Genomic DNA, 21,519 nt, shown 5'->3' on the forward strand with positions numbered 1-21,519 from the left:
CAACAGGACCAACAGAACCTTCGGGGCCAACAGGACCAACAGGACCTTCGGGGCCAACAGGACCGACAGGACCAGTAGCACCGGTCTCACCCTTTTCACCTCGTGCCGGTTTCCCAGTATCAACACCGTCTATAAACCAGTTTCCATTTTCTCCAATTTCAACGACAGATCCATCTTTACCATTCACAATAGAATATTTATTTCCATTGTTGAAAGTAATTTCAAATCCACCAGTGATACTTTTAATGTCTGTTACCCAATTACCTGCATTCACTTTTGCTTGCAGTTCAGCAAGACCTGCCGCATTGGCATCAATCTGCGTTTGCAGATTGTCGATGTCATCATCATAGTCTTTACAGCCTACATAAGTGACAGTAGCAAGCGTCAATGCCCCGAAAAGCATTACCCTAACAAAATTTTTCTTCATAACTACTTAAAAATTACATTAATAATATATTATTAAACACTAAGTTTCAATAATAGACCGCCCGTTACTTTGTAGGTAACGGAGAAACCTTTGTTCCTGCTCTTTTGGAGTAGTCAATACGGAAAAATGAAACAATATGCGATTACATTTTTACCCCTGCTTCTTAGAAGCGGCAGAGGGGCGGGAGACCTTTTGCAAAATTTAGAAGTTAACAAAGCCCTAATACAAAGAATCCGCGTGTTTTATTTGTTTAATTCCTGTTTTGAGTAGTTTATTAGAAAAAATGTATGATTTCGTTTGGTTGTTTTAAGAAATATGCTCATATTTGCACCGATATTTCAACCCGTTACCTACAAAGTAACAGAATAAAAATCAAGCACTTACACCGACCACAGATCGTTTTATAAAATCAAGTACCTGCATATTTGCTTCATCAATTTTCTTATTTCGGAAAGGCTTCAAGTAAGTTTCTGTCACGGTGATGGACGAATGTCCCATCGCTTCGGAAATAATACCCGGATGAATTTCGCAATAATACGCAGTCGTAGCCCAGGTATGGCGGGCGGTGTACGAGCTCAACCGGTCTTTGAGTCCCAATGCCTTTCCTAATAATTCCAACTGATAATTAAAATTGCGCAATGCCAGTTGATATTCCCTATACGCCTTTGGCGAACCTTCGTCACTATGAAGAATCGGGAACAAATAAGGCGACTGTTCCTCCCGATTCATATACTTTTGCAAAAGAAACATCGCTTCCGTCGTCAACGTCACAGACAACGGACGTCCCGTTTTACGACGACGATAACTAATCACATTTCCCCGGAGATCACTCTTGCGCAAATAAGCCAAGTCGACAAAAGGCAGTCCCCGAAGCAAGAACATAAGAATGAACAACTCCTGCGCCCCCTTCATGGCAGGAGTGATGGCGTCCGACTGCAACAGACGGGCAAATACCTTCTTCATATCCTCCATATCCAATGCCCGACGGCGGTCTGCCCGCGTACCTGTATATACGGAGCGAAAAAGATGCGGCACGTATGATGCCTTCCGAAGATCGACAGCGCGATTGTAAACCGCACGCAACGTGCGAAGATACGTAGACACCGTATTCCAACTACACCCACGTGCACGAAGACTACCCTCAAAATGCTTCAGCCACTCCGGAGTGATTTCCCGAAACGACAAACGATCGGAACCCTGAAAAGTAAGAATCGCATTCAACGTACTTCTGTATACATGAGCAGTCCCTAAATTTCCACTCTGCTGCAAATCAACAGCCACTTGTTTCATAAACAAAGTAAAACTTTCCTTTTTCATTAAAAATAAATTAATAATTAATATTTACTTTTCCCACATTTTACTTTAGTAAAATACAAAAATATATCTTCAAAAATTTACATACATAAAATCTAAAAAATAAAAACTAAAACATTTACATTAATCATCAAAGTAAATTTCATACATTTGCGCAATTTTTCAAACAACATATTATTTTAACCATTTAAAGTATAAAAAAATTATGAACAACAATGAACCAGCTGCCGAACGCTACAGCATTAATGGATTCAAGTATTTCTCCGAATTGGCGAAGGAGTATTTTCCCGATCTGGCAAACGCTTCTTCCGCCAGCAAAAAAATGCGCAAACGCATTAAAGCAAACAAGACATTGAACGAACAACTGGTTGCTGCGTATTACACCAGCCAAACAATCGATGTCAGTCCTGAAATGCAGCTAATCATCTACCGACACTGGGGACCTCCCCACATTGACTTGCCGACAAACGTTTAGCGCGTAACAGAAAACGAAAACACGGACAAGAAATAAAAGGAAAATCGAACTATATATTTTTAAATATATCATTTATCTTTTATTGTTTATTATGTATTCCACTTTGCGTTCATCACTTTTTTTCAAAACGAAGATAACTACCAATCATACAGCTATTTACAGAAAGAAAAAAGCGTTCCACAAAGCGTTCGGCAAAAATGACCGTTTTTTCACTACAAACAAGACCTTCGAATCCCCCCAAACGAGGCTTTGTTTTTTCTCCAACAGAAGCTCCACCAGTCACAAACAGAAGCTCCACCAACCACCAACAGAAGCTCCGCCAACCACCAACAGAGCATTCGTTCCATCCCCACTCCTTCCCCGGCTTCATGAAAGAAGAAAAAAACAGCCATTTGCGCATCGCGGCACCCTTTATTCATCCACACCCGTCCGCACGGAACCACACCCCTTGCGCATCGCACAAGAACGGCGTACCTTTACAGAAATTTAAAACGATAACCCAATGAACAATTTCAATTTTGAAGCATGATGGAACATGGTTTTCTCATTATCCCCAAAGCCCTGCTACAACAACAGATAGAAGACCCGAACATAGAAGCCGGAGAAATAGAAGCGCTCCTGAAAATCCTGATGAAAGTAAACTATTCGGACACGTTATACAGCGACCGGCAGCACAAAGACTACCTGTGCAAAAGAGGCGAAAGCATGTTCAGCTACCGCGACTAGAGCCGCATTTTCCGCTGGTCTGTCGGAAAAACCTTCCGATTCATACACGCCCTTGCCATCCTGGGGATCATCGAAATCGTCCCCCATCCCAACAACTCGTCCCTGCATATCCGTGTCGTCGAATACGACAAATGGGTAGGAGCCCCCGACAGCGGCAAGCAGAAAAAGAAAGCCGTCAACGAGAAGTTCCGCCTGTTTTGGAATGAGTTTCACAGCATCACGCAGCTTCCCAAAGAAAACATCGCCAAAGCGCAACGCGAATGGAAAAAATTAAGCGACAAGGAACAGCAACTCGCCATCGACAAGGTAGAAGATATTATTTCCACCAAACAAACATCAACTACCTGCTCCACGCCGCCAGCTATTTATCCAACAAAGCTTTCCTAAACGAATACTGATAAAACGAATCCCAATTAAACGAAGACTGATTAAACAAACACTGATTATGAATACCGAAAACAGAGTTTCACCACAGCTCCCGAAATAGAAGAAGCCATCATCGGCGCCTGCCTGATAGAGCAGAGGGCTATACCACTGATAGCCGACAAGCTGCGCCCCGAAATGTTCTACGTCCTGCGCCACCAACTGATCTACGCCGCCATACTGGCTATGTACCACGCCGGAATGAAAATAGACATCCTCACCGTAAAAGAAGAGCTTTCCCACCGCGGAAAGCTCGAAGAGGCGGGCGGAGCGTTCGGCATCACCCAGTTGAGCAGCAAAGTGGCGACTTCCGCCCACCTCGAATATCACGCGCAGATCGTACACGAGAAATATCTACGACGCGAAATGACCTTGGGATTCAACAAACTACTCGCCTGCTCGCTAGACGAAACGATGGACATCGACGACTCGTTGATGGACGCGCACAACCTGCTCGACCGTCTGGAAGGCGAATTCGGCCACAACAACCACATGCGGGACATGGATGAACTGATGACCGCCACCATGACCGAAGCCGAAGGACGTATTGCCAACAACATAAACGGAGTGACCGGCATCCCTACCGGACTGGCAGACCTGGACCGCATGACGTCCGGACTCCAAAACGGCGAACTAGTGGTAATCGCCGCCCGTCCCGGCGTAGGAAAAACGGCATTCGCACTACATCTGGCACGAAACGCAGCCATGGCAGGACATGCCGTAGCCGTCTACAGCCTCGAAATGCAAGGAGAAAGACTGGCCGACCGATGGCTGACAGCAGCCAGCGAAGTCAGTGCCCGCCATTGGCGGTCGGGAACCGTCAGCCCGCAAGAGCTTGCAGAGGCACGCACGGCAGCCGCCGACCTCAAACGTCTGCCGATACACGTAGACGACAGCACCTCGGTCAACATGGAACACGTACGATCCAGCGCGCGACTGCTGCAAAGCCAACATGCGTGCGACGCGATCATTATAGACTACCTGCAACTCTGCGACATGACAACCGGCCAAAACAACCGCAACCGCGAACAGGAAGTGGCACAAGCCACCCGCAAAGCGAAGTTGCTGGCCAAAGAGCTAAACGTACCGGTGGTACTGCTTAGCCAGCTAAACCGCGAATCGGAAAACCGCCCCGCAGGCCGCCCCGAACTGGCACATCTCCGCGAAAGTGGCGCAATCGAGCAGGATGCGGACGTCGTGATATTACTCTACCGCCCCGCCCTCGCACGAATAACAACCGACCGCGAAAGCGGTTACCCTACCGAAGAACTAGGCATAGCAATCATAGCCAAACAACGCAACGGAGAGACGGGAAACGTATACTTCAGGCATAATTCGGCAATGACAAAAATCACCGAATACGTCCCACCGCTGGAATACATGCTGAAACATGCTAAATAGATACAGATTCACCCCGATTCCATACAATTTTATATTACAATATATAGCTGTATGGAATTTCTTTTTTATTTCATTATTGATATAAAATAAATAGCAAAATACTTGACTTTCCCTTTCAAATTTCGTATATTTGTAATGTCAACAAGGACAGAAAATATTATTACTTAAACCTTAACTTTTTTAATTGTATGAATGTATTAGTGGAGCGCTATCAGCGCAGAAAGTATGTGAATCAGCCGGATTCACAGATGTTGTATTATGTACGCCAGAAATCGGGTACAGTGAGAGTGATGGACATCAACAAGCTGGCCGATGCCATCGAAGCGAACTCATCGCTTACAGCAGGAGATGTGAAGCATTCCATCGAGGCTTTTGTTGAGCAGTTGCGCCTGTCGCTTACCCAGGGCGACAAGGTGAAGATCGACGGATTGGGCACGTTCCATATCACGTTGAGCAGCGAAGGGGCGGAAAAGGAGAAGGATTGCACGGTGCGCAATATCCGCAGAGTAAATGTTCGTTTTGTGGCAGACAAGGCACTTCAGCTGGTGAATACGAGTCATGCCACTACCCGAGGCGAGAATAATGTCGATTTCATCCTGGCCGGAAAGGGTGACGGAGAAGACGCGGATGGTGGAAACAGCGGTAGCGGTGGAAGCGGAGAAGCTCCGGACCCGGCAGCTTAATCATTAAAAACAGTGCCGCATGGGTATTACAGAGTGATTTCTACAGTTACTCTCCATGCGGTTTCTGTTTTCTTCTACATTTATTTTTTAATTCTCAATTTTCAATCCTCAATTTATTAAAATGCTCGATAAAATCATAGAGATCATTATGACGATCCTGCCCTTTCTGGGCAGTAATCGCAAAAAGCGCAAAGTAATGGCGCAAGAAGTAAAAGAGTTCAGCGAACTGGTGAAAGACCAATATACTTTTCTGATGCAGCAATTGGAAAAAGTGTTGAAGGATTATTTCGACCTTAGCTCGAAAGTGAAAGAGATGCATACGGAGATATTCTCATTAAGAGATCAGCTGGCACAGGCTGCTGCCTTACAATGTATTAATAAGGAATGTGCACAACGTAGTGCAGCAGAGGCATGATAATGATTCAATTAATGCAAATTATGGAACCTGTGCAATTTACAGAACCTATTCAATCTATTTAATCCATTCATGAGAACTATAAACCTGATAGTAATCCATTGCTCCGCTACGCGCGAAGACAAGAGTTTCACAGAATATGACCTGGACGTCTGTCATCGCAGACGAGGATTCAACGGAACGGGTTATCATTTCTATATCCGCAAGAACGGGGATATAAAATCTACCCGTCCGATAGAACGAATTGGTGCGCACAGCCGCGGTTTCAACAAAGAAAGTATAGGTATCTGCTATGAGGGCGGACTCGATTGCAAAGGACAACCGAAAGATACCCGTACCGAATGGCAGAAACATTCGCTCCGGGTATTGATTCTCGCTTTATTGAAAGATTATCCGAATTGCCGGATCTGCGGACATCGGGATCTAAGTCCCGACCTGAACGGAAACGGCGAAATAGAACCGGAAGAATGGATCAAGGCCTGTCCCTGTTTTAATGCTGAAACGGATTGGGATAAAGTCTAAAAAAAAATAGCTTTATTATAATTTAGGCACGGATAACACGGATTTCACGGTTGCTTTGTACAAGCATAGCACTAACCGTGAAATCTATGTAATCCGTGCCTAATCTTTAACTTATGATTTTGCTAGACTACGCGTTATCAAAGGTTGTTTCAAACCGACGCAATATGCTGTCTAATTTTCCAACGAGGTAAAAAGGTAGATTTATCAATTTGAATTCTTTTCCGTCTGCCGTCTTTACCTCATCCACAGCATAAGGCTGCGACCATATTCTGACTGCAACAGTCTGATTAGAGTGATTCATAAAAGAATGTAAGGAACGCAAGTGGGCGTTATGCCTGATTTGACTTCAATGGGATAAACCATAGATCCTGCACCCACACATAATCGACTTCTGCATTAGAACCACTTTTATTACGCACCCAGAAACAACGTTTCTGACTGACTTTATCTGTCAGTGTCAACAGTTCTTGCGCTACAATCTGCTCCGCTATCATACCACGCCAAGCATCCATTATATCTTTTGCTCCCAAAACCTCTTTCTGTACTTGTGCCGCATAATTCACCAATCCTGTATCTAACCAGACCAGTTTGGGCATACGCTTTATTTCAGGAGTGGCCGGAACTTCCGTTGCCGTAGTCGGATAAACTAATTCCAGCAACATCGCCTTTTCCAATAAACGAAAAGCCTCTCCCACTTCCCGAGCATTATAAGACGAACCAGCAAATCCTCCTAAAGTTATAATTTGTCCAGCTTTATGCCATCCTTCTTTTAATATAAAGCGAATCACTTCCGGAAGTTGTTTTCCCAAAGCATATTTTTCCACATCATCCCGGTAGCCTTGCAAAAGAGTTTCATAAGTGGACTCCAAGGATAAAATATCCCTGCGCTCCGCATAGAGTTGCACAACTTCCGGCATACCTCCAATCAACGTATAGATATTAAACAATAACATCAAACGATCATGGAAAGCGAGAGTGATTTCAGGCTTATCTAAAACGGATAATAAAGGTTCTTCTCCAACAGCACCCAGAAACTCGCGAAATGAACAAGGACGCAATGCCATATATTGCACCCTTCCCACCGGAAATGAAACACGTACATCTATCAGGTTTTCTAATAATGAACCGGCAGCAATTACATAAATATCAGGTAATTCTTCATAGAAATAGCGTAATAACGCTACTGCCTTTGCTGAATTTTGAATTTCATCAATAAAAAGTAATATAGTTCCTTCATTCCTTATCTTTCCACAATGTGCAAAAAATAAAGGCATCAAATCTTTTAGAGATACATTCAACTCAAACAAGGATGCTGCCTCCCGTTTCTCCAAATTCAAATACAGGTAATTGTCAAACTGCTTTCCAAATTCGTTGACTACCGTTGTTTTACCGACTTGCCTTGCTCCACGCAATATCAAAGGCTTTCTATGCGTATCGTCTTTCCATCTTTCCAGATGAAATAAGATATCTCTTTTAAACATAAACCACAAATTTATTGATTTTCAGCAACAAAGTTATAAAGAATTTCCAAAGATGGGGCAAAATACCATTGATTTTGTTTCAAAGATGGGGCAAAAGTCTATCGTTCATGTTTCAAAAATGGGGCAAAGCCACCTAATACTGTCGTAAATATGGGGCAAAAAGAACGTATTTACAATCAGCTAATCTACAAATTAGACGACTTACCATGTACTAACTCCAATCGTACATCGTAAATCGTCTAATCGTAAATGAACTTAATCGTAAATTATTTTTCTACTTCACGTCGAATGCAGCATCAATCAACGCTTTCAAGTTCAGATAATGACTTCTGTATATTCCACTGGAAGCATTTGCCGCATTGGTCAGGTCTCTTCTAAGATCAGTCAACTGTCCGCGTGCAATAGTCGGTGCTTCAGAAGGGAAATCGAAAGCTACGAGCGAATAACCACCCAGACTTCCGAGCGAACCGGAACTGTTCTTCGGTTTATCAAGCATTCCAATCAACGCATTGACATAAGTCTTTTGCAAACTACGTTGGGAAGCATCCGGTTTCTTTCCTCCTTGCATATCGCTCCAGATACTCTTCTTCAAATCACGGAACAAATCGTTGGCTGTGTATGCCTTCGCTCCGTTGACCAGTTCGTTGTCCGTCATCTTATCAAGTGTGCGGCTGCTAAGCAGTTGTTTCAATGTACTGCTCTGTACACGGTAGATCGAATTGAAAGTATTGATACCAGTTCTTTCGGACAGTTTATCATCCATCAGCCAGGTCGGTGTGGTAAACAGTTCCTTGTTCAGGAAGTCGACCGCTTTCTTCTGAATATCCTTCGGAACATATTCCACCGCTTTCATGTCTGTCTGTTCCACAGAAATCGGATTGTGGTAGATACCGGCCACATTGGTAGCCACATGGCCCATGTACAAGTCGAATTGTCCCACCACATTCTGATACAAACGGACAGCTTTCATATAACCCTCATTCGGTTCATAAGTCCAGTTCATGATTTCAGGCATCACACGTTTCAGGTTTTTGATTCCATACGAGCTTGCCAGCATGGCATCATCTCCCAAATCTTCACTCTGGTTGCGGGGATCGTTTCTGTCGAGTTCCGTTCCGAACGTATAGCGTTTGTCCTCCCGCAGCTTCTCAATGATCCACTTATTCAAATGAGGTATTTCGGCTTCCGCCGTTTCATATTCAGGCATCCAACGATAGCCCCATTCAATCGCCCATTTATCATACATACCGATACGGGGGAATATTCCCGAACGTGAAACGTTGTCTTCCGGCTGTGCCACATAGTTGAAGCGTGCATAGTCCATGATAGACGGTGTATGACCGTTGGCTTCCACCCATATTTTGTCTCTAAGTTTCTCTACCGGGACGGTATTGGAAGAACCGAAGTTATGACGCAGTCCTAATGTATGTCCCACCTCGTGGGAAGATACAAAACGTACCAGTTCGCCCATCAGTTCATCGTCGAACATCGGTTTGCGTGCTCCCGGATCAATGGCTCCTGCCTGCACGATGTACCAGTTGTAAAGCAGGCTCATCACATTGTGATACCAGTTGATATGCGTTTCAAGAATTTCACCGCTGCGAGGGTCGTGCACGTGAGGTCCGCTTGCGTTCGGAATATCGGAAGGCTTGTACACGATAGCCGAATGGCGGGCGTCTTCCAAGCTCCAGGTAGGATCGTCCGTCGGTGCTTCTTTGCCGAAGATTGCATTTTTGAATCCTGCTTTCTCAAAAGCGGCTTGCCAGTCGTTCACTCCCTGAATAAGGTACGGAACCCATTTCTTCGGAGTGACAGGGTCGATATAAATGATAATCGGTTTCTTTGGTTCCACCAATTCGCCACGCAGGTATTTCTCGCGGTCTTCGTCTTTGGGTTCGAGACGCCAGCGGGTGATATTCGCTTTATACTTCACTCCTTGCGGATTCTCGTCAAAATCCTTATAGCTCACAGCAAAGTAACCTACCCGGTCGTCGTGCAATCTCGGTTTCATCGGTTCCTTGGGAAGTAATAGCATAGAGCTGTTCAGTTCGTAAGTCAACGGAGTGGTAGAGGTGGCAAAGAAAGCTGCCAGCAGTTTCTCAAGTCCACTGCCTCCTCCTTTCTTCCGCTGGAAGGTACGCACGGTACGTATTTCGATGTTTTGCGGAAAGGCTTTCAGTGTGTCGATATAACTGGCGTCGTCTACCATGCTGCTCGCTCCGATGTTGTCTTTCACCCGGCTGGTGAATGAAAACATTTCGTTGTCCTTACGGATATAGTCGGTCATGTCGATCACATAGTTGGTAGTTTCTCCTTCTTTACGGACAGTTTTCAGCGGGAAGGTGGCCACAATGGGTTGAACATTGGAGTTCAATACGGCCTGATACATACCCAGTGTATCAGCAGAATGTTCGAGATAAGAGATTTCACGCACGAACAGTTTGTCGCCGCGTCCTTTCTCGAAACGGATCACTTCGTCGCTGATGTAATCTCCCGGATAGCCTACTTTACGTTTCTGCGCGTCTACCGGTGCTTTCACAACTCTGTTCACAATCAAAATATCACGTCCGAAAAGAGAGTCGGCTATTTCGAAGAAATATTTACCATCTACGTAATGCACTTTAAAAAAGCCGTCCATTGTTTTGGCTTTGCCGGTGATTACTTTTGCGTAAGGTTGCAGAGCATCTTTCTTACTCTTGGCAATGGAGTCAGCCTTGGCTTTATCCACCGCTTCCGTCTTGCTCTTCTTTTTCTTCTTTTTCTTGAAGATGTCCGTCGATTGTGCTCCGGCCAATGGAACGATCATTGCCAGAATCATCAGAATTGAAACTAATTTCTTCATGCTTTCTTTTTTAATATTTATATACAGATACAAAGATAATAATTATTCGATACCGGCAATGCCATACATATTTAAGTTGTTGATACTAGACATCTTTTCATTCGGTTTGCCTGAAATAGTATATTCCTGTCCATCAATTGTCAAAGTAAAATTATAGGTATAAGTTAGCCCTGTTTCAAAAGGTACGGCAATCATCATATAACAGGTCTCCAAACTGGCACCAAAATACCCGGCAGTTATCTCGAAGCCGCCATTAGGAAGATTATAAGTAATACTGTTTATCGGAGTACCGGAAATTTTACCTGTCGACAAATCTACAGTTGCTCCATCTTCGTAGGCAATCGGATGGTCACAGCTCACCACCACTTTAGTAAATTTCTTACCGACAAAAGAATCCGGGCATCCCGCACCCGGTAAAGTGATTTGAGAAAACAATGGTTTGAATTCTCCCAAAGAAACAGTTGCAGCAGAATAGCTAGATGTAGTAGCCGAAGCATAAGCAAAGCTATAATTACGATGCGGCATAAACTCTGATTCATAATACTCCTGCACAGCTAAGTTGGGCAAAGCGACAGCCTTATAATCTTGTGAAGCTGCGTTATAGGGCGTATAGGCATAAATAGTGTGATCGCCACCCTTAAATCCTGCAGCAAGTTCGGAAGAAGGATTCAGCGTAATATCTTCAGTCACACGACTATCACGATCATATACTATATACGTTTTACCATCCAATTCTGTAGTAGTAGCCACCGCTACTTCCGACGGAGCATACGGCAAGTTATCCTGCGGTTTGCCATCGGACAACACATATATTCCTATCTTGTCCGCTTCAATCCATCCCTGGCTTCCATGGGAATACACATTATAAGCACCGGAAACAGCAATTTTCCCCACTACGGGAATATCTGCATCTTCTTCTTCACCATCGTCACTGCTGCAACTTACTGAAGACAATACTAAAGCTACACAAGCAGCAAAATAAAACAGTCTATTTTTCATACTTTTCTCGTTTAAATGATTAATTATTTACTGATAGGTTATTTTCTTTTTCCAATTAATATTCTCCTTCATAGTTCGTGCACCATACCATGCCTTTCACATCGCCAAACCCGCTAAAAGTCTTCAATTCCAAATCGGGAGCAAAACCTTCGAAGAGACGTACCATCTGGCTCGTGTTTACATCGATGATGGCGATATCCCCATTTTCCTGCGAAAGTGCCAGCCGGAAATTCGGATCAGTGCTATTTCCCCCATAGCCATAAAACTCACAAACAACAGGACTTCCACTGATGCCGGTGATACGGCTGCCTGCTGTGTAAGCCAGCATATGACTGCGCATCTGCATACTGTATATATAGAGATTCTTATCTCCATCGGTAAAGTAGAAATAAGGGTTCTTTTCAAAATTGGAGGACATCTTAATGACACTTTGCGGAGTCAATAAGGAGCTGCCGCTGAATCCGTATTGATCCGTACCGGTTATCAGGTGAGAGTTATTATCCATGTCTTTTACGGCAAACTCGTGCAAATCATAATTTCCGGTTCCCTGCACGTCAATCAGCGACACGTAGTTTGACCAAAATGTCAGCCCGCCGTTGGAGGTACATCTTTCTTTTCGTAAGCCCCTATTGCCAGGCAGCGGGTTCCCGCTCCCATATTGTTCACCCGCAACACACCGGAGGGAACTTCCAAATCCTGATCGTATGTTTTGAAGTAGACGATGGCAGGAGTATAAACTGCTCCCCACTGCGGATAATGTGTAATGCCGATAAAACGGGCATTTTGCTCATCATACAAGATACAACGTTCTTCGTCGGCACACCAATAAGTGACGTTGTGGAACGGTGCGAAACAGGTGATACGGCTACCTCCCTCAAACTCATACGGCATGGCGCCGTACTTCCCGTAATAAGGAATCGCTTTATTGTCAGTGCCTACGGCACGGATATACACTTCCCCCTGTTCGGAGCAAATCACGTAATATTCTTCCTTGAATGCGAAGTCCATTATCTTCAAGCCTTCCGGCTCTTTACGGTTTTCAAATTCGTGGGCAAGCCACATGTCTTTTTGCAACGAATTGCCATCTAGCGTGACACTTCCACTACCCTGATTTATCAGGATTTTCGGCAAACCTGACACGTAGGAACCGGAGATAGAGCCTAATACATAATAGTAATAGATCCCGAGCGGGTCTGTACCCAGACCATCTTCGATGATGTTTTCTACATCGTGCGTAGCCCGGAGGCCGGGATTGATGAAAGATAAAGAAGATTTTCCGTCTCCTTTGTTGGAGAGAATCATCCAGCCCCAGTCGAAACTGTTCTTTCCCGTCAAGGTATATTTATTGCTGATGTATGTTTCATTCGTTTCCTTATTGATGACTTTCAGTATCAGTTCGTACGTTCCGCCTTTTTCGAACTGATACTTCAGATGATAACCTGTGTAGATCAGTTCACGGTTCAGATACCATTGAACGGTGAAAAGTTCATCAACATTCCCGATGTCCGTTGAGAAGTTGATGGGCGCATCCATCTCGAAAAGGTCGCCTACCATAAACGTGTAGTCCGATGAAGCGGAGTTCACAAAAGAAACTTTGGTAGAGTTTGTATAGTCATAGTTTCCCAAATCGTCATAACAGCCGGTTATCACGAGAAGCTGCAGGATTGAAATGAATAGTATTGTTTTTCGCTTCATAATTTATTATCAGTTATCGAGAATGGTTTCATACAGCGGTGTCACTCCGTCTGTATCATAATATTGGTAATTGCCTTGCTGCCACTGGTCTTTCCACCAGGCCTTGAAGTCGGCTATCAGGTTGACAAACTCAATACCGGTGTATTTATCCAATGATTCGAGTATCTCACCATCCATGAAAATGATAAAAACACGGTATTTCATATCCGAATAAGTACCCAGATTGGCTGCCGAACTCTGGTTCCACCAAACAGGTTGGGAAATCCGGTCGGTCACTTGAATCGTGACGTGTTTGTATTCTGCCGGACCCACCAGACAGTTTTCCACTGCATCCAGTGAAAGGGTAAGGGTGTAGTCTGTGTTGAGCAGGTCTTCATTGCGATAGACGGTGACTTCGTAGGTGTCTTCCGCCAGTCCGCTATGGAAGATGCCGGAGGTCAAAGGGGCATAGTCGATGCCGGAACGGGCGGTGCTTTTCTCTCCCACTGCGGAAATATCACAGGTGGCATTTTCTTCGAGCAGGTAGCCAAGAAGTGTCATTTTCACTTTCACGGTTCCTTCTCGAAGCAAGGGTGCATCTGTAGCAAAGTTGAATGTTATTTTCTGTGGAGACTTATCGCTCATGTAAGTAAAATAGACGTAATTGTCTCCATTATAAACGTCCAGCTGCTCTTCACTGCAAGAGGTGAGAACGAACAGCAGGCAGAAGATGGTATATGTCAATATTCGTTTCATCTTATCCGGGCATTAGTTGGTTGTTTCACTGGTAGGCAATGGAAGTACATAAGAACCTGTCATGTTGATTTCTCCTCCTCGTCGGAATCGGGCACGGTGGAGAGGTTCATCCGTTTGTAGGTGTAGAAGGTTCCACCTTCGCCTATCATTTCTTTCCGTATATCGAGCAGTATTTCGGCATCCAGTTGTTCACGGGTGCTGACTGTCAGACTAAGGGTACGTTCAGCTCCACGGGCTTTTCGAACTGTTTCGAGGTAGTTGATTCCTTCGGTTATCTTGCCATTATAGCTACTGATCTCCGCCAGGATATGACAGATTTCACTGAACCGGATCACTGGTATCATCGGATTCTCCATTGCTTCTACTACTGATTCTACGGAAGGGTTATACTTCAGTGTGTAATACTTCGACTGGGTTTCATTGGTAGTCCCGATCAGGTAGGTGAGCCGATAGTCGGTATATACGCCCGTATTGTCCGAAGCAAACAGGGAAGGGATATTTGCCAACGGCAAACGGGTGGTTGACGAAGAAGAGGAAGAGCCCCATACGGCCTGTTCATAATCCGTAGCCAGCTGTTTCTTGTACAAGCCGAACAATATGTCGTGGGAGACTTTTGTATATCGGGAATTGAGATTGCAGGTAATGTTCTCTCCTTCTGTAAAGCCTATCCACCGTTTCTGCTGGTAATAGGTGTTGTAAAGTTCTTTGGCGGCTGTCTCGGCATTCTTGTAGTAGGCAGGACCGGCATAGATGCAGACACGGGCTTTCAACCCCAGCAATGCCAGATAGTTGAAGCGGATGCCACGATACCAGAAGAATGCTCCCATATCGTCTATATAGGAACCGGAGTTGAAGCGGTAGCGGGCATTCCATTCGGGAGTAGGTTCGTACATTTGTGAAGCGTACATCGCTTCGGGATGGTATTCGGTGTCAAACTTACGCAGAATGTCTTCCGCTTCGAGCAGGTCTTTCAGGACTTTCTCGATAAAATCGGTAACGGTACATTTTTCTACCACTGCGGCTTCGTATTTATCGCGGTAAGGAAGATAGGCGCCCGAAGGATTGGTTGCCGTTGCAGGAGCAAACAAGCGAAGTAGGTCAAAATGCATCATGGCTCTTAATGACAAGGCTTCGGCGTAAATGAGGTTTTTCTCTTCTTCTCCGTATTCGAACAAAGAGATGTCCGTGGGCCGGATGTTCTCGATGAGCTTGTTCAGGTTGGCTATCACTTTATAGCCTTTTTCCCAGATAGCTGTCACGACGGGTTCGGTGTCGACCGTGTTATAGATAAGTTCGGAAGCGTCGGCATACATCGGAGAGATGGTTCCCGCCTTTTGATTGTATTGCTGGGAGATGGCACTAAGGAATCCCCAGCTTAGTTGCTTACCGTAAAGTTCGTCGGACGCCAGATTGGTGTAGATACCATTCAGGGCATTCCGGTAGCCGAAACCGGTGGAAAACAGATCGTCGTCGGCTATCGCATTTTCTGGTGTTACGTCCAGCCAGGCATTGCAGGAAACGGCTAACATTCCTGTCAGGGCTATTAGTATATGGCTGATTAGTTTCTTCATTTGTATGGTTAGAATATGATGTTAGTAGTCAGATTGAATGAACGCGAATAAGGATAATCCAGTCCCCGTCCTGACGGATGGTAGACCAATAGAACAGGTCGTTCATCGTGAACGAAAGACGCAGGCCGGACAGATGGAGTTTCTTTAATTGTTCGGGACGGAAATTGTAGCTCATTGTCAATGAACTCCATTGCAGGGTATTGTTTTTCTGTACAAAACGCGAAGATGCGCCGGTGGTGACATTACGGTCACGAATATCTTTCATGGTGGTTATGTCTCCCGGTTTCTGCCAACGGTCGAGCAATACCCGCTTATCTACATTGTCATTTTTAATGTCGGCATTCTCTACATAGGAGACGAGGGTATTGTTGTAAGCATCTCCACCAAAAGTATAGAGGAAAGAAGCAAACATGGATAACTGTTTATAGGACAGGGTATAACCGAATGAGCCTTGTCCCTTGGGAGCTGTATCGCCAATAATGGTCCATTCGTCGGCAGACCATACATCGGTAACGTCACCATTCCGGCGAAGGTAGATTTCTTTGCCGTTTGTGGGGCTGATTCCCAATGACTTCATCCCGTAAATAGAGGTCAGAGAGGCTCCTTCGTAATATTTCAGGTATGTTTTAGCATATTTTGAATCGGAGCTGCTTTCGGGGTTATATCCGCTGAACAGTTCTTCCACTCTTTTATTATAGTCGCGCATTGCCTGGGAGATTTCAATAATCGTGTTTTTGTTTCTTGCAAAGCTGCCGTAGAGCTGGAAGAGCCAGTTTCTGTCACTGTAAAGTCGTGCCCGCAGTTCCAGTTCGACGCCGGTGTTTTTCACCTTTCCCATGTTTTCTTTGTAGGAGGTGAATCCGGTAGAGGAAGGGATGGTATAATCGGTTATCAGGTCGATGGTACGCTCGTCGTAGGCAGAGGCTTTCAGATAGATTTTATCGTGCCACAGTCCGATTTCAACTCCATAGTCGAGGGTGTATTTACGTTCCCATTTCAGGTTCGGATTTCCCATCTGATAGAGGAATACACCGTAGCCTGTGGGATACCAGCTGTCTGTTTGCAGCTGATACATATCTTTGGCCGAATAGAGGGAGAAGTTGGTCTTTCCGGTCAGTCCGTAGGAGACACGGAACTTCAACATGGAAAAGAGTTCATTCGACTTCATAAAATCATAATTATGAATGTTGATTCCTGCTCCTGTTGACCAGAACATGGACCATCTTTTATCGGAACCGAATTCGGAAGAACCGTCGATACGTCCTGTAAGGTCGGCGAGATAGATATTGTTGTAGGTGTAGTTGGAAGTGAGCAAGGCTCCTACCAAGCGGGTGGTATTATCGGAGCTGCTGGGCTTTCCGTATACTTCTGCCGCATAGTTTGAAGAGACAAGGTCGCCACCCGGAAATCCCCGGTAACGTGTTTCGGAAGCAGTGCTCTGCGTTTGTCTCATGTTGGAGGACAAGCAGATATTGAGATTGTGTCCCTTGAAGGTATTGTTGTACATGAGTGACAGGCTTCCGTCTATCACTGTTCTCTTTTGTGTGGATTCTGTTTTTTCACCATTGATGTTGCCTGTACTGGCTGAATAACTGGCCGATGCGGGATCTTTGTACAGATCACCGGTAGAATTTCTCATCAGGACGGAAAACTGACCGCGCAGACGCAGACCGTCGGTGATACGCCAATTCAGACTAAGATCATCGGTTACTTCATCATAACCGGAATGGTCGAAGCTGTTGTAGAAGTTGATTTCGTACAGTGGATTTACTTGTGTGCCGCTAGCCCCGTCGAACTTTTCGAGACGGCGCACATAATCGCCATTTTCATCATACAGACGCATATAAGGAAGTAAATGGGAGTAATCGCTGAATGAATTGAAGGGGACATCTGTACTTTTGTTATAAGTGTAGGTCACTTTGTTCTTTATTTGTAGTCCGCCAATGCGGTAGTCTACATAAAAAGCGGCATTGGCATTCTTACGGGAAGAGTGTTTCATCACTCCTTCCGTTCCTCTGAATCCCAGTTCCACTCCCCCAGCGCACGTCGTTTTCTCCACCGTCTATGAAAACGGAGTGCTTATGGTTCAGAGCCGTGCGTAGTCCTTGAGAAAGCCAATAGGTATCGACACCTGTCAGTACATTATTGAGTCGTTGGTAGTACCGTTGGTATAGGGGTCTATTTCCGGGGTGTTGCTGTCATATAGTCCTGCCAGGCGTTCGGTTTCCAGCTTCTCACGGGCGTTCACCAGATTGTAGGAGGATAAATCCGGCAGTTCGGCAGAAAGTACTCCGGAATACTGTACACGGAACTTTCCGGCTTCAGGCGCACGCCGTTCAATGACAATTACTCCGTTGGCCGCACGTGAACCGTACATGGCAGTGGCGGCAGCATCTTTCAGGATATTGATGCTGTGGATGCTATTCATATCGAGGTCGTATATCTTTTCTACATCGACTTCAAAGCCGTCCAGTATGAAGATAGGCAGGTTGGAATTACCGCTTAGCACTTCCCGCGAAATGGAGGAGGTGGAGGTCTGCCCAAGTGTCGTTTCTCCGATACCGGTCTGACCACGCAAGACGAATTGAGGCAGGCTGTTGGGATCGGAACCAGCAGCCAGATTCTCCTGTATTCTGAAAGAGGGATCGAAAGTCTGAATGGCCGAAATCAGGTTGTTCGGGTTGACTTTTAACAGGTCTTCTTTCTCTATCTTTGTGGTATTTCCAGTGAAACTTTCTTTCTGTATGGAGTTATAGCCGGTTACAATCACTTCCTGAATACTTTCGGTAGCTTCTACCATCTGCACATCGACTTTCTGCCGGGAAGTGACTTTGATTTTACGGGTTTCAAAACCGATGTAGGAATAGATAACCAGACCGCCTTTTTCGGGCAGGGTCAATACATAGCAACCGTTTATATCGGTAATTACACCAGTAGAATGACCATCCAAACGAATCGTCACTCCTACCATCGGTTCTTTAGAGAGTTTCTCAATCACCCGGCCATAAACATAATTTCCGTGTGGAGGAAGAAGATATGTCTCTTTTGAATTATTTTTGTTTTGGGCTATTGCATTAGTAGATAGTGATAAAATGTATACAAACAATAAGATTCTATCCAAAGCCCCGGAATTTAGCTTTTGCATAACGGATATATATAGTTATTACACCCGCAAAAGTATTCTTATATGATAGACGGAGCAATCACGAATTTTAGGTATTTTACACAACTATTATACCAAAATATAATTAAAGCAAATTTTTTTTGCTTCTGTTTAGGTATTAATCAATAGCAAAAAGAATAACTGCATCATTTATCCTCTATCAAAAGGCAAATGATGCAGCTGTCGGTTATATCTGTTTTTTTATAATGCCAGACGGTATATCTCTTTGCTGTCCTGTTTCGCTAATTTGACATAGTTGCCTACCAATTCACCTTTATTCCGGTGCAGACTATCTGCAAGGCGGTCGATGTCGGGATTCTCAATGCCAAGTTCTTTGAAGGTCACAGGCAGGCCGATGGAAGTAAAGAAGGATTTCAGACGGGAAATTCCTTCAAGGGCTACCGCCTTTTTATCGTCTGATTCTGCCACTCCCCACACTCGGATGGCGTATTGGGCTATCTTATCCACATTGTGTTCTGTCATCCATGTCATCCAGGCAGGGAAGATTACGGAGAGTCCGGCACCATGAGTCACGTTATAGATGGCGCTGATTTCATGTTCGAGGAAGTGGGAAGCCCAGTCCTCTTCACAACCTACACCACAGGTTCCATTGTGGGCGATCGTTCCGCACCACATCAGATTGGCACGGGCTCCGTAGTTTTCGGGGTCTTTCATGACGGTAGTTGCCTCTTTGATGATGGCAAGCAGGGTACCTTCGCACAGGCGATCGCCTATTTCTACATCTTTCGTGTTGGTGAAATAGCGTTCCATGATGTGTGCCATCATATCGGCAATGCCGCAGGCGGTTTGGAAAGGAGGAAGTGTGTAGGTCAGCTCGGGGTTCATCACGGCAAAAACAGGACGTAGTACACCGGGAGCACGGAGGCTTAATTTCTGTAAGCCATCGACTTTCGTGATGACGGTGTTACCGGAACCTTCGCTTCCGGCAGCAGGAATCGTTAACACAACGGCTACTTTCAATGCTTTCGTCACAATGGCTTTTCCGATGTAGAAATCCCAGAAATCTCCGTTGTAAGGAACTCCGGCTGCAATGGCTTTCGCCGTATCAATCACAGAGCCACCACCAACGGCGAGCATCATGTCTACGTTTTCTTTCCGGCAGAGATCGATTCCTTCATACACTTTCGTGTCTATCGGGTTAGGCTGTACACCACCCAGCATGCAATAGGGAATACCTACTTCCTGCAATGATTTCTCAACACGGGCCAACAAGCCGCTACGTATCACGGAACCGCCACCATAAACAATCATTATTTTGCGTGCACCGTATTTCTGTACTAACACTCCGGTCTGCGCTTCCGTATCCCGACCGAACACGAATTCAGTAGGGCTGTAAAAGATAAAATTATTCATTGTCGTTTTCTTTATAGGTCTTTTCGTCAGTCTTTTCTATAGATCCAAATAGAACTCCTTTGACAAGTTTTTCTATAAGTTCTTTTATAGAGCCCTTCATAAGAGTCTTTATAGATCAGACAAAGTTATAAATTTAAGCAGAATATCTTTCTTTTGATTGTTTAAAATTTCCTACTTTCATTAGTACAAGTCCGATTACAATCCAGACCATTTCGCGTATACGGGTAATCAAAGCGGCATAGACTCCGTAAGCTCCGGAAAGGGAAAGGCCGCCTACGGCGAGGGCAAAGCCACCTTCACGACCTCCCAATTGCATAGGCAGGAAAAACAGCAGATTAGCAAGTAAAGAAGAGAAAGCCGCAATCAGGCAGCAGTCGGCAAAGCTGACATGGGTGGTCAGCACGTTCAGTATCAGCCATATTTCAAGACAACTGACTACACGGGCGGTATATTCCAGTAAGAGGGCGCTATAAAAGGTTTGTTTCTTTTGTTGGTGGAGAAGGGCAATTTGTTTGTCTATATTCTCCAACTTCTCTTTATGCGCGTTTGCAAAATGAAATACTTTCTTTTTCAGAAAAGGAATACGACCACCCATACGGACAAAAGCCACAGCCATCCCCTGCCGATAGCCTTTCATAAAAAGAATAACAATCAGCAAGCAAAAGACAGTAATAGCTCCTAAGATTATCCCCATCATCCACCCCACCGGATAGAGACAAACGTAAAGCAACACTGAACTTAACCAAAAGCAAAAGTGGGAAAAGATATGCATCATCACATAAAGAATCACGGAAGAGGTGGCGCGTTCTATTCCTATATAGGGTTTCAGCTCCATAATGCGATATGGTTCGCCTCCCATCAGCCCAACAGGAGTCACGTAATTAAGCGCAAAACCTGTTACTGTGAATTTGTAGAGCCGGACAAATGAAAACCCCGTCTTACCACCACTACGGATGATGATGTACCACGATACTGTATTAATAAGGTAGACAAACAGCCATAGCAACAAAACCAAAGGTAAATATACCCCTGCACGCTTCAAATTCAGCCAAAGCTCCTGATAATCCATATCAAAAGTGAATATCATTATCAGAACGGCAATGATACCAAAAGCGAGAAATATATTACGGTACTTGTTCTTCACTATTTGTGAGACTTATATCTGTAACCATACTATTTTCCGCCACGCCAATTTTATCGGCTGTCTTTCAGCCGATAAAATAAAAATGCCCGTAAGAAAATATTTTTGTTTTAACATTCCGGTTTATAGAAA

The 21,519-nt window shown here is 44.7% G+C and carries 15 protein-coding genes and 4 pseudogenes; 6 read left to right on the forward strand and 13 right to left on the reverse strand.

Translation table 11 applies throughout. The annotated features are described in order from the left end of the window. Both DXA05_RS23770 and DXA05_RS23775 read right to left on the reverse strand, forming a co-directional pair. Positions 1-427 (reverse strand): annotated as a pseudogene (locus DXA05_RS23770) (hypothetical protein); the annotation flags it as partial. A gap of 372 nt (positions 428-799) precedes the next feature. Beyond that, positions 800-1,744 carry a site-specific integrase gene (locus DXA05_RS23775; protein WP_004314322.1) on the reverse strand — a complete coding sequence of 315 codons (945 nt, stop codon included), beginning with the start codon at positions 1,742-1,744 and terminating at the stop codon, positions 800-802. Positions 1,745-1,946: 202 nt separating this feature from the next. Here DXA05_RS23775 and DXA05_RS23780 point away from each other — a divergent pair, with 202 nt between their 5' ends. After that, positions 1,947-2,216, forward strand: coding sequence for a DUF4248 domain-containing protein (locus tag DXA05_RS23780; protein ID WP_004300655.1), 270 nt, complete (start codon positions 1,947-1,949; stop codon positions 2,214-2,216). Positions 2,217-2,328: 112 nt separating this feature from the next. On the opposite strand, the gene DXA05_RS23785 is transcribed toward DXA05_RS23780, so the two are convergent. Next, entirely contained in the window at positions 2,329-2,616 is a 288-nt protein-coding gene (locus DXA05_RS23785; protein WP_284515679.1) for a hypothetical protein, read from the reverse strand. Between the two features lie 125 nt (positions 2,617-2,741). Between DXA05_RS23785 and DXA05_RS28490 the strand changes: the two are divergent. Next, a pseudogene (locus DXA05_RS28490) lies at positions 2,742-3,340 on the forward strand (hypothetical protein). On the opposite strand, the gene DXA05_RS28130 reads toward DXA05_RS28490, so the two are convergent. Further along, a complete protein-coding gene (locus tag DXA05_RS28130) occupies positions 3,279-3,560 on the reverse strand; it encodes a hypothetical protein (RefSeq protein ID WP_284515681.1) in 282 nt (93 codons plus the stop codon). The pseudogene DXA05_RS28490 and the gene DXA05_RS28130 overlap by 62 nt on opposite strands. On the opposite strand from DXA05_RS28130, the gene dnaB reads away from it, so the two are divergent. The 4 genes from dnaB to DXA05_RS23810 all read left to right on the forward strand — a co-directional run bounded on the left by dnaB (position 3,441) and on the right by DXA05_RS23810 (position 6,386). Continuing rightward, positions 3,441-4,766, forward strand: coding sequence for a replicative DNA helicase (dnaB, locus tag DXA05_RS23795; RefSeq protein WP_347812621.1), 1,326 nt, complete (start codon positions 3,441-3,443; stop codon positions 4,764-4,766). The genes DXA05_RS28130 and dnaB overlap by 120 nt on opposite strands. A gap of 188 nt (positions 4,767-4,954) precedes the next feature. After that, positions 4,955-5,449, forward strand: a complete 495-nt coding sequence (locus DXA05_RS23800) for an HU family DNA-binding protein (protein WP_004314318.1) — start codon at positions 4,955-4,957, stop codon at positions 5,447-5,449. A 121-nt stretch (positions 5,450-5,570) separates the two neighbouring features. Continuing rightward, positions 5,571-5,864, forward strand: a complete 294-nt coding sequence (locus DXA05_RS23805) for a hypothetical protein (RefSeq protein ID WP_008648736.1) — start codon at positions 5,571-5,573, stop codon at positions 5,862-5,864. A 72-nt stretch (positions 5,865-5,936) separates the two neighbouring features. Then, a complete protein-coding gene (locus DXA05_RS23810) occupies positions 5,937-6,386 on the forward strand; it encodes an N-acetylmuramoyl-L-alanine amidase (RefSeq protein WP_004314316.1) in 450 nt (149 codons plus the stop codon). Between the two features lie 329 nt (positions 6,387-6,715). Here the strand turns inward: DXA05_RS23810 and DXA05_RS23815 are convergent, their stop codons facing one another. The 9 genes and pseudogenes from DXA05_RS23815 to DXA05_RS23855 all read right to left on the reverse strand — a co-directional run bounded on the left by DXA05_RS23815 (position 6,716) and on the right by DXA05_RS23855 (position 21,390). Next, positions 6,716-7,867: an AAA family ATPase gene (locus tag DXA05_RS23815; RefSeq protein WP_284515682.1), complete on the reverse strand. Its 1,152-nt coding sequence runs from the start codon at positions 7,865-7,867 to the stop codon at positions 6,716-6,718. A 274-nt stretch (positions 7,868-8,141) separates the two neighbouring features. Continuing rightward, positions 8,142-10,709, reverse strand: a complete 2,568-nt coding sequence (locus DXA05_RS23820; RefSeq protein ID WP_008016862.1) for a zinc-dependent metalloprotease — start codon at positions 10,707-10,709, stop codon at positions 8,142-8,144. Between the two features lie 42 nt (positions 10,710-10,751). Continuing rightward, entirely contained in the window at positions 10,752-11,708 is a 957-nt protein-coding gene (locus DXA05_RS23825; RefSeq protein ID WP_004314313.1) for a fimbrillin family protein, read from the reverse strand. 55 nt (positions 11,709-11,763) lie between these two features. Further along, a pseudogene (locus DXA05_RS23830) lies at positions 11,764-13,403 on the reverse strand (PKD-like family lipoprotein). A 9-nt stretch (positions 13,404-13,412) separates the two neighbouring features. Further along, positions 13,413-14,138, reverse strand: a complete 726-nt coding sequence (locus tag DXA05_RS23835; protein WP_004314272.1) for a DUF4843 domain-containing protein — start codon at positions 14,136-14,138, stop codon at positions 13,413-13,415. Between the two features lie 59 nt (positions 14,139-14,197). After that, positions 14,198-15,709: a RagB/SusD family nutrient uptake outer membrane protein gene (locus DXA05_RS23840; protein WP_284515683.1), complete on the reverse strand. Its 1,512-nt coding sequence runs from the start codon at positions 15,707-15,709 to the stop codon at positions 14,198-14,200. A gap of 8 nt (positions 15,710-15,717) precedes the next feature. Then, positions 15,718-18,854: pseudogene (locus DXA05_RS23845) on the reverse strand (SusC/RagA family TonB-linked outer membrane protein). A 219-nt stretch (positions 18,855-19,073) separates the two neighbouring features. Then, positions 19,074-20,246 (reverse strand): iron-containing alcohol dehydrogenase, encoded by a 1,173-nt coding sequence (locus DXA05_RS23850; protein ID WP_004314277.1) that lies wholly within the window; start codon positions 20,244-20,246, stop codon positions 19,074-19,076. Positions 20,247-20,379: 133 nt separating this feature from the next. Beyond that, positions 20,380-21,390, reverse strand: a complete 1,011-nt coding sequence (locus tag DXA05_RS23855; protein ID WP_032851591.1) for a lysylphosphatidylglycerol synthase transmembrane domain-containing protein — start codon at positions 21,388-21,390, stop codon at positions 20,380-20,382. Positions 21,391-21,519 lie beyond the last annotated feature (129 nt).

The sequence above is a fragment of the Bacteroides sp. AM54-2NS genome (assembly GCF_003602935.1).
GTDB classification, from domain to species: domain Bacteria; phylum Bacteroidota; class Bacteroidia; order Bacteroidales; family Bacteroidaceae; genus Bacteroides; species Bacteroides xylanisolvens.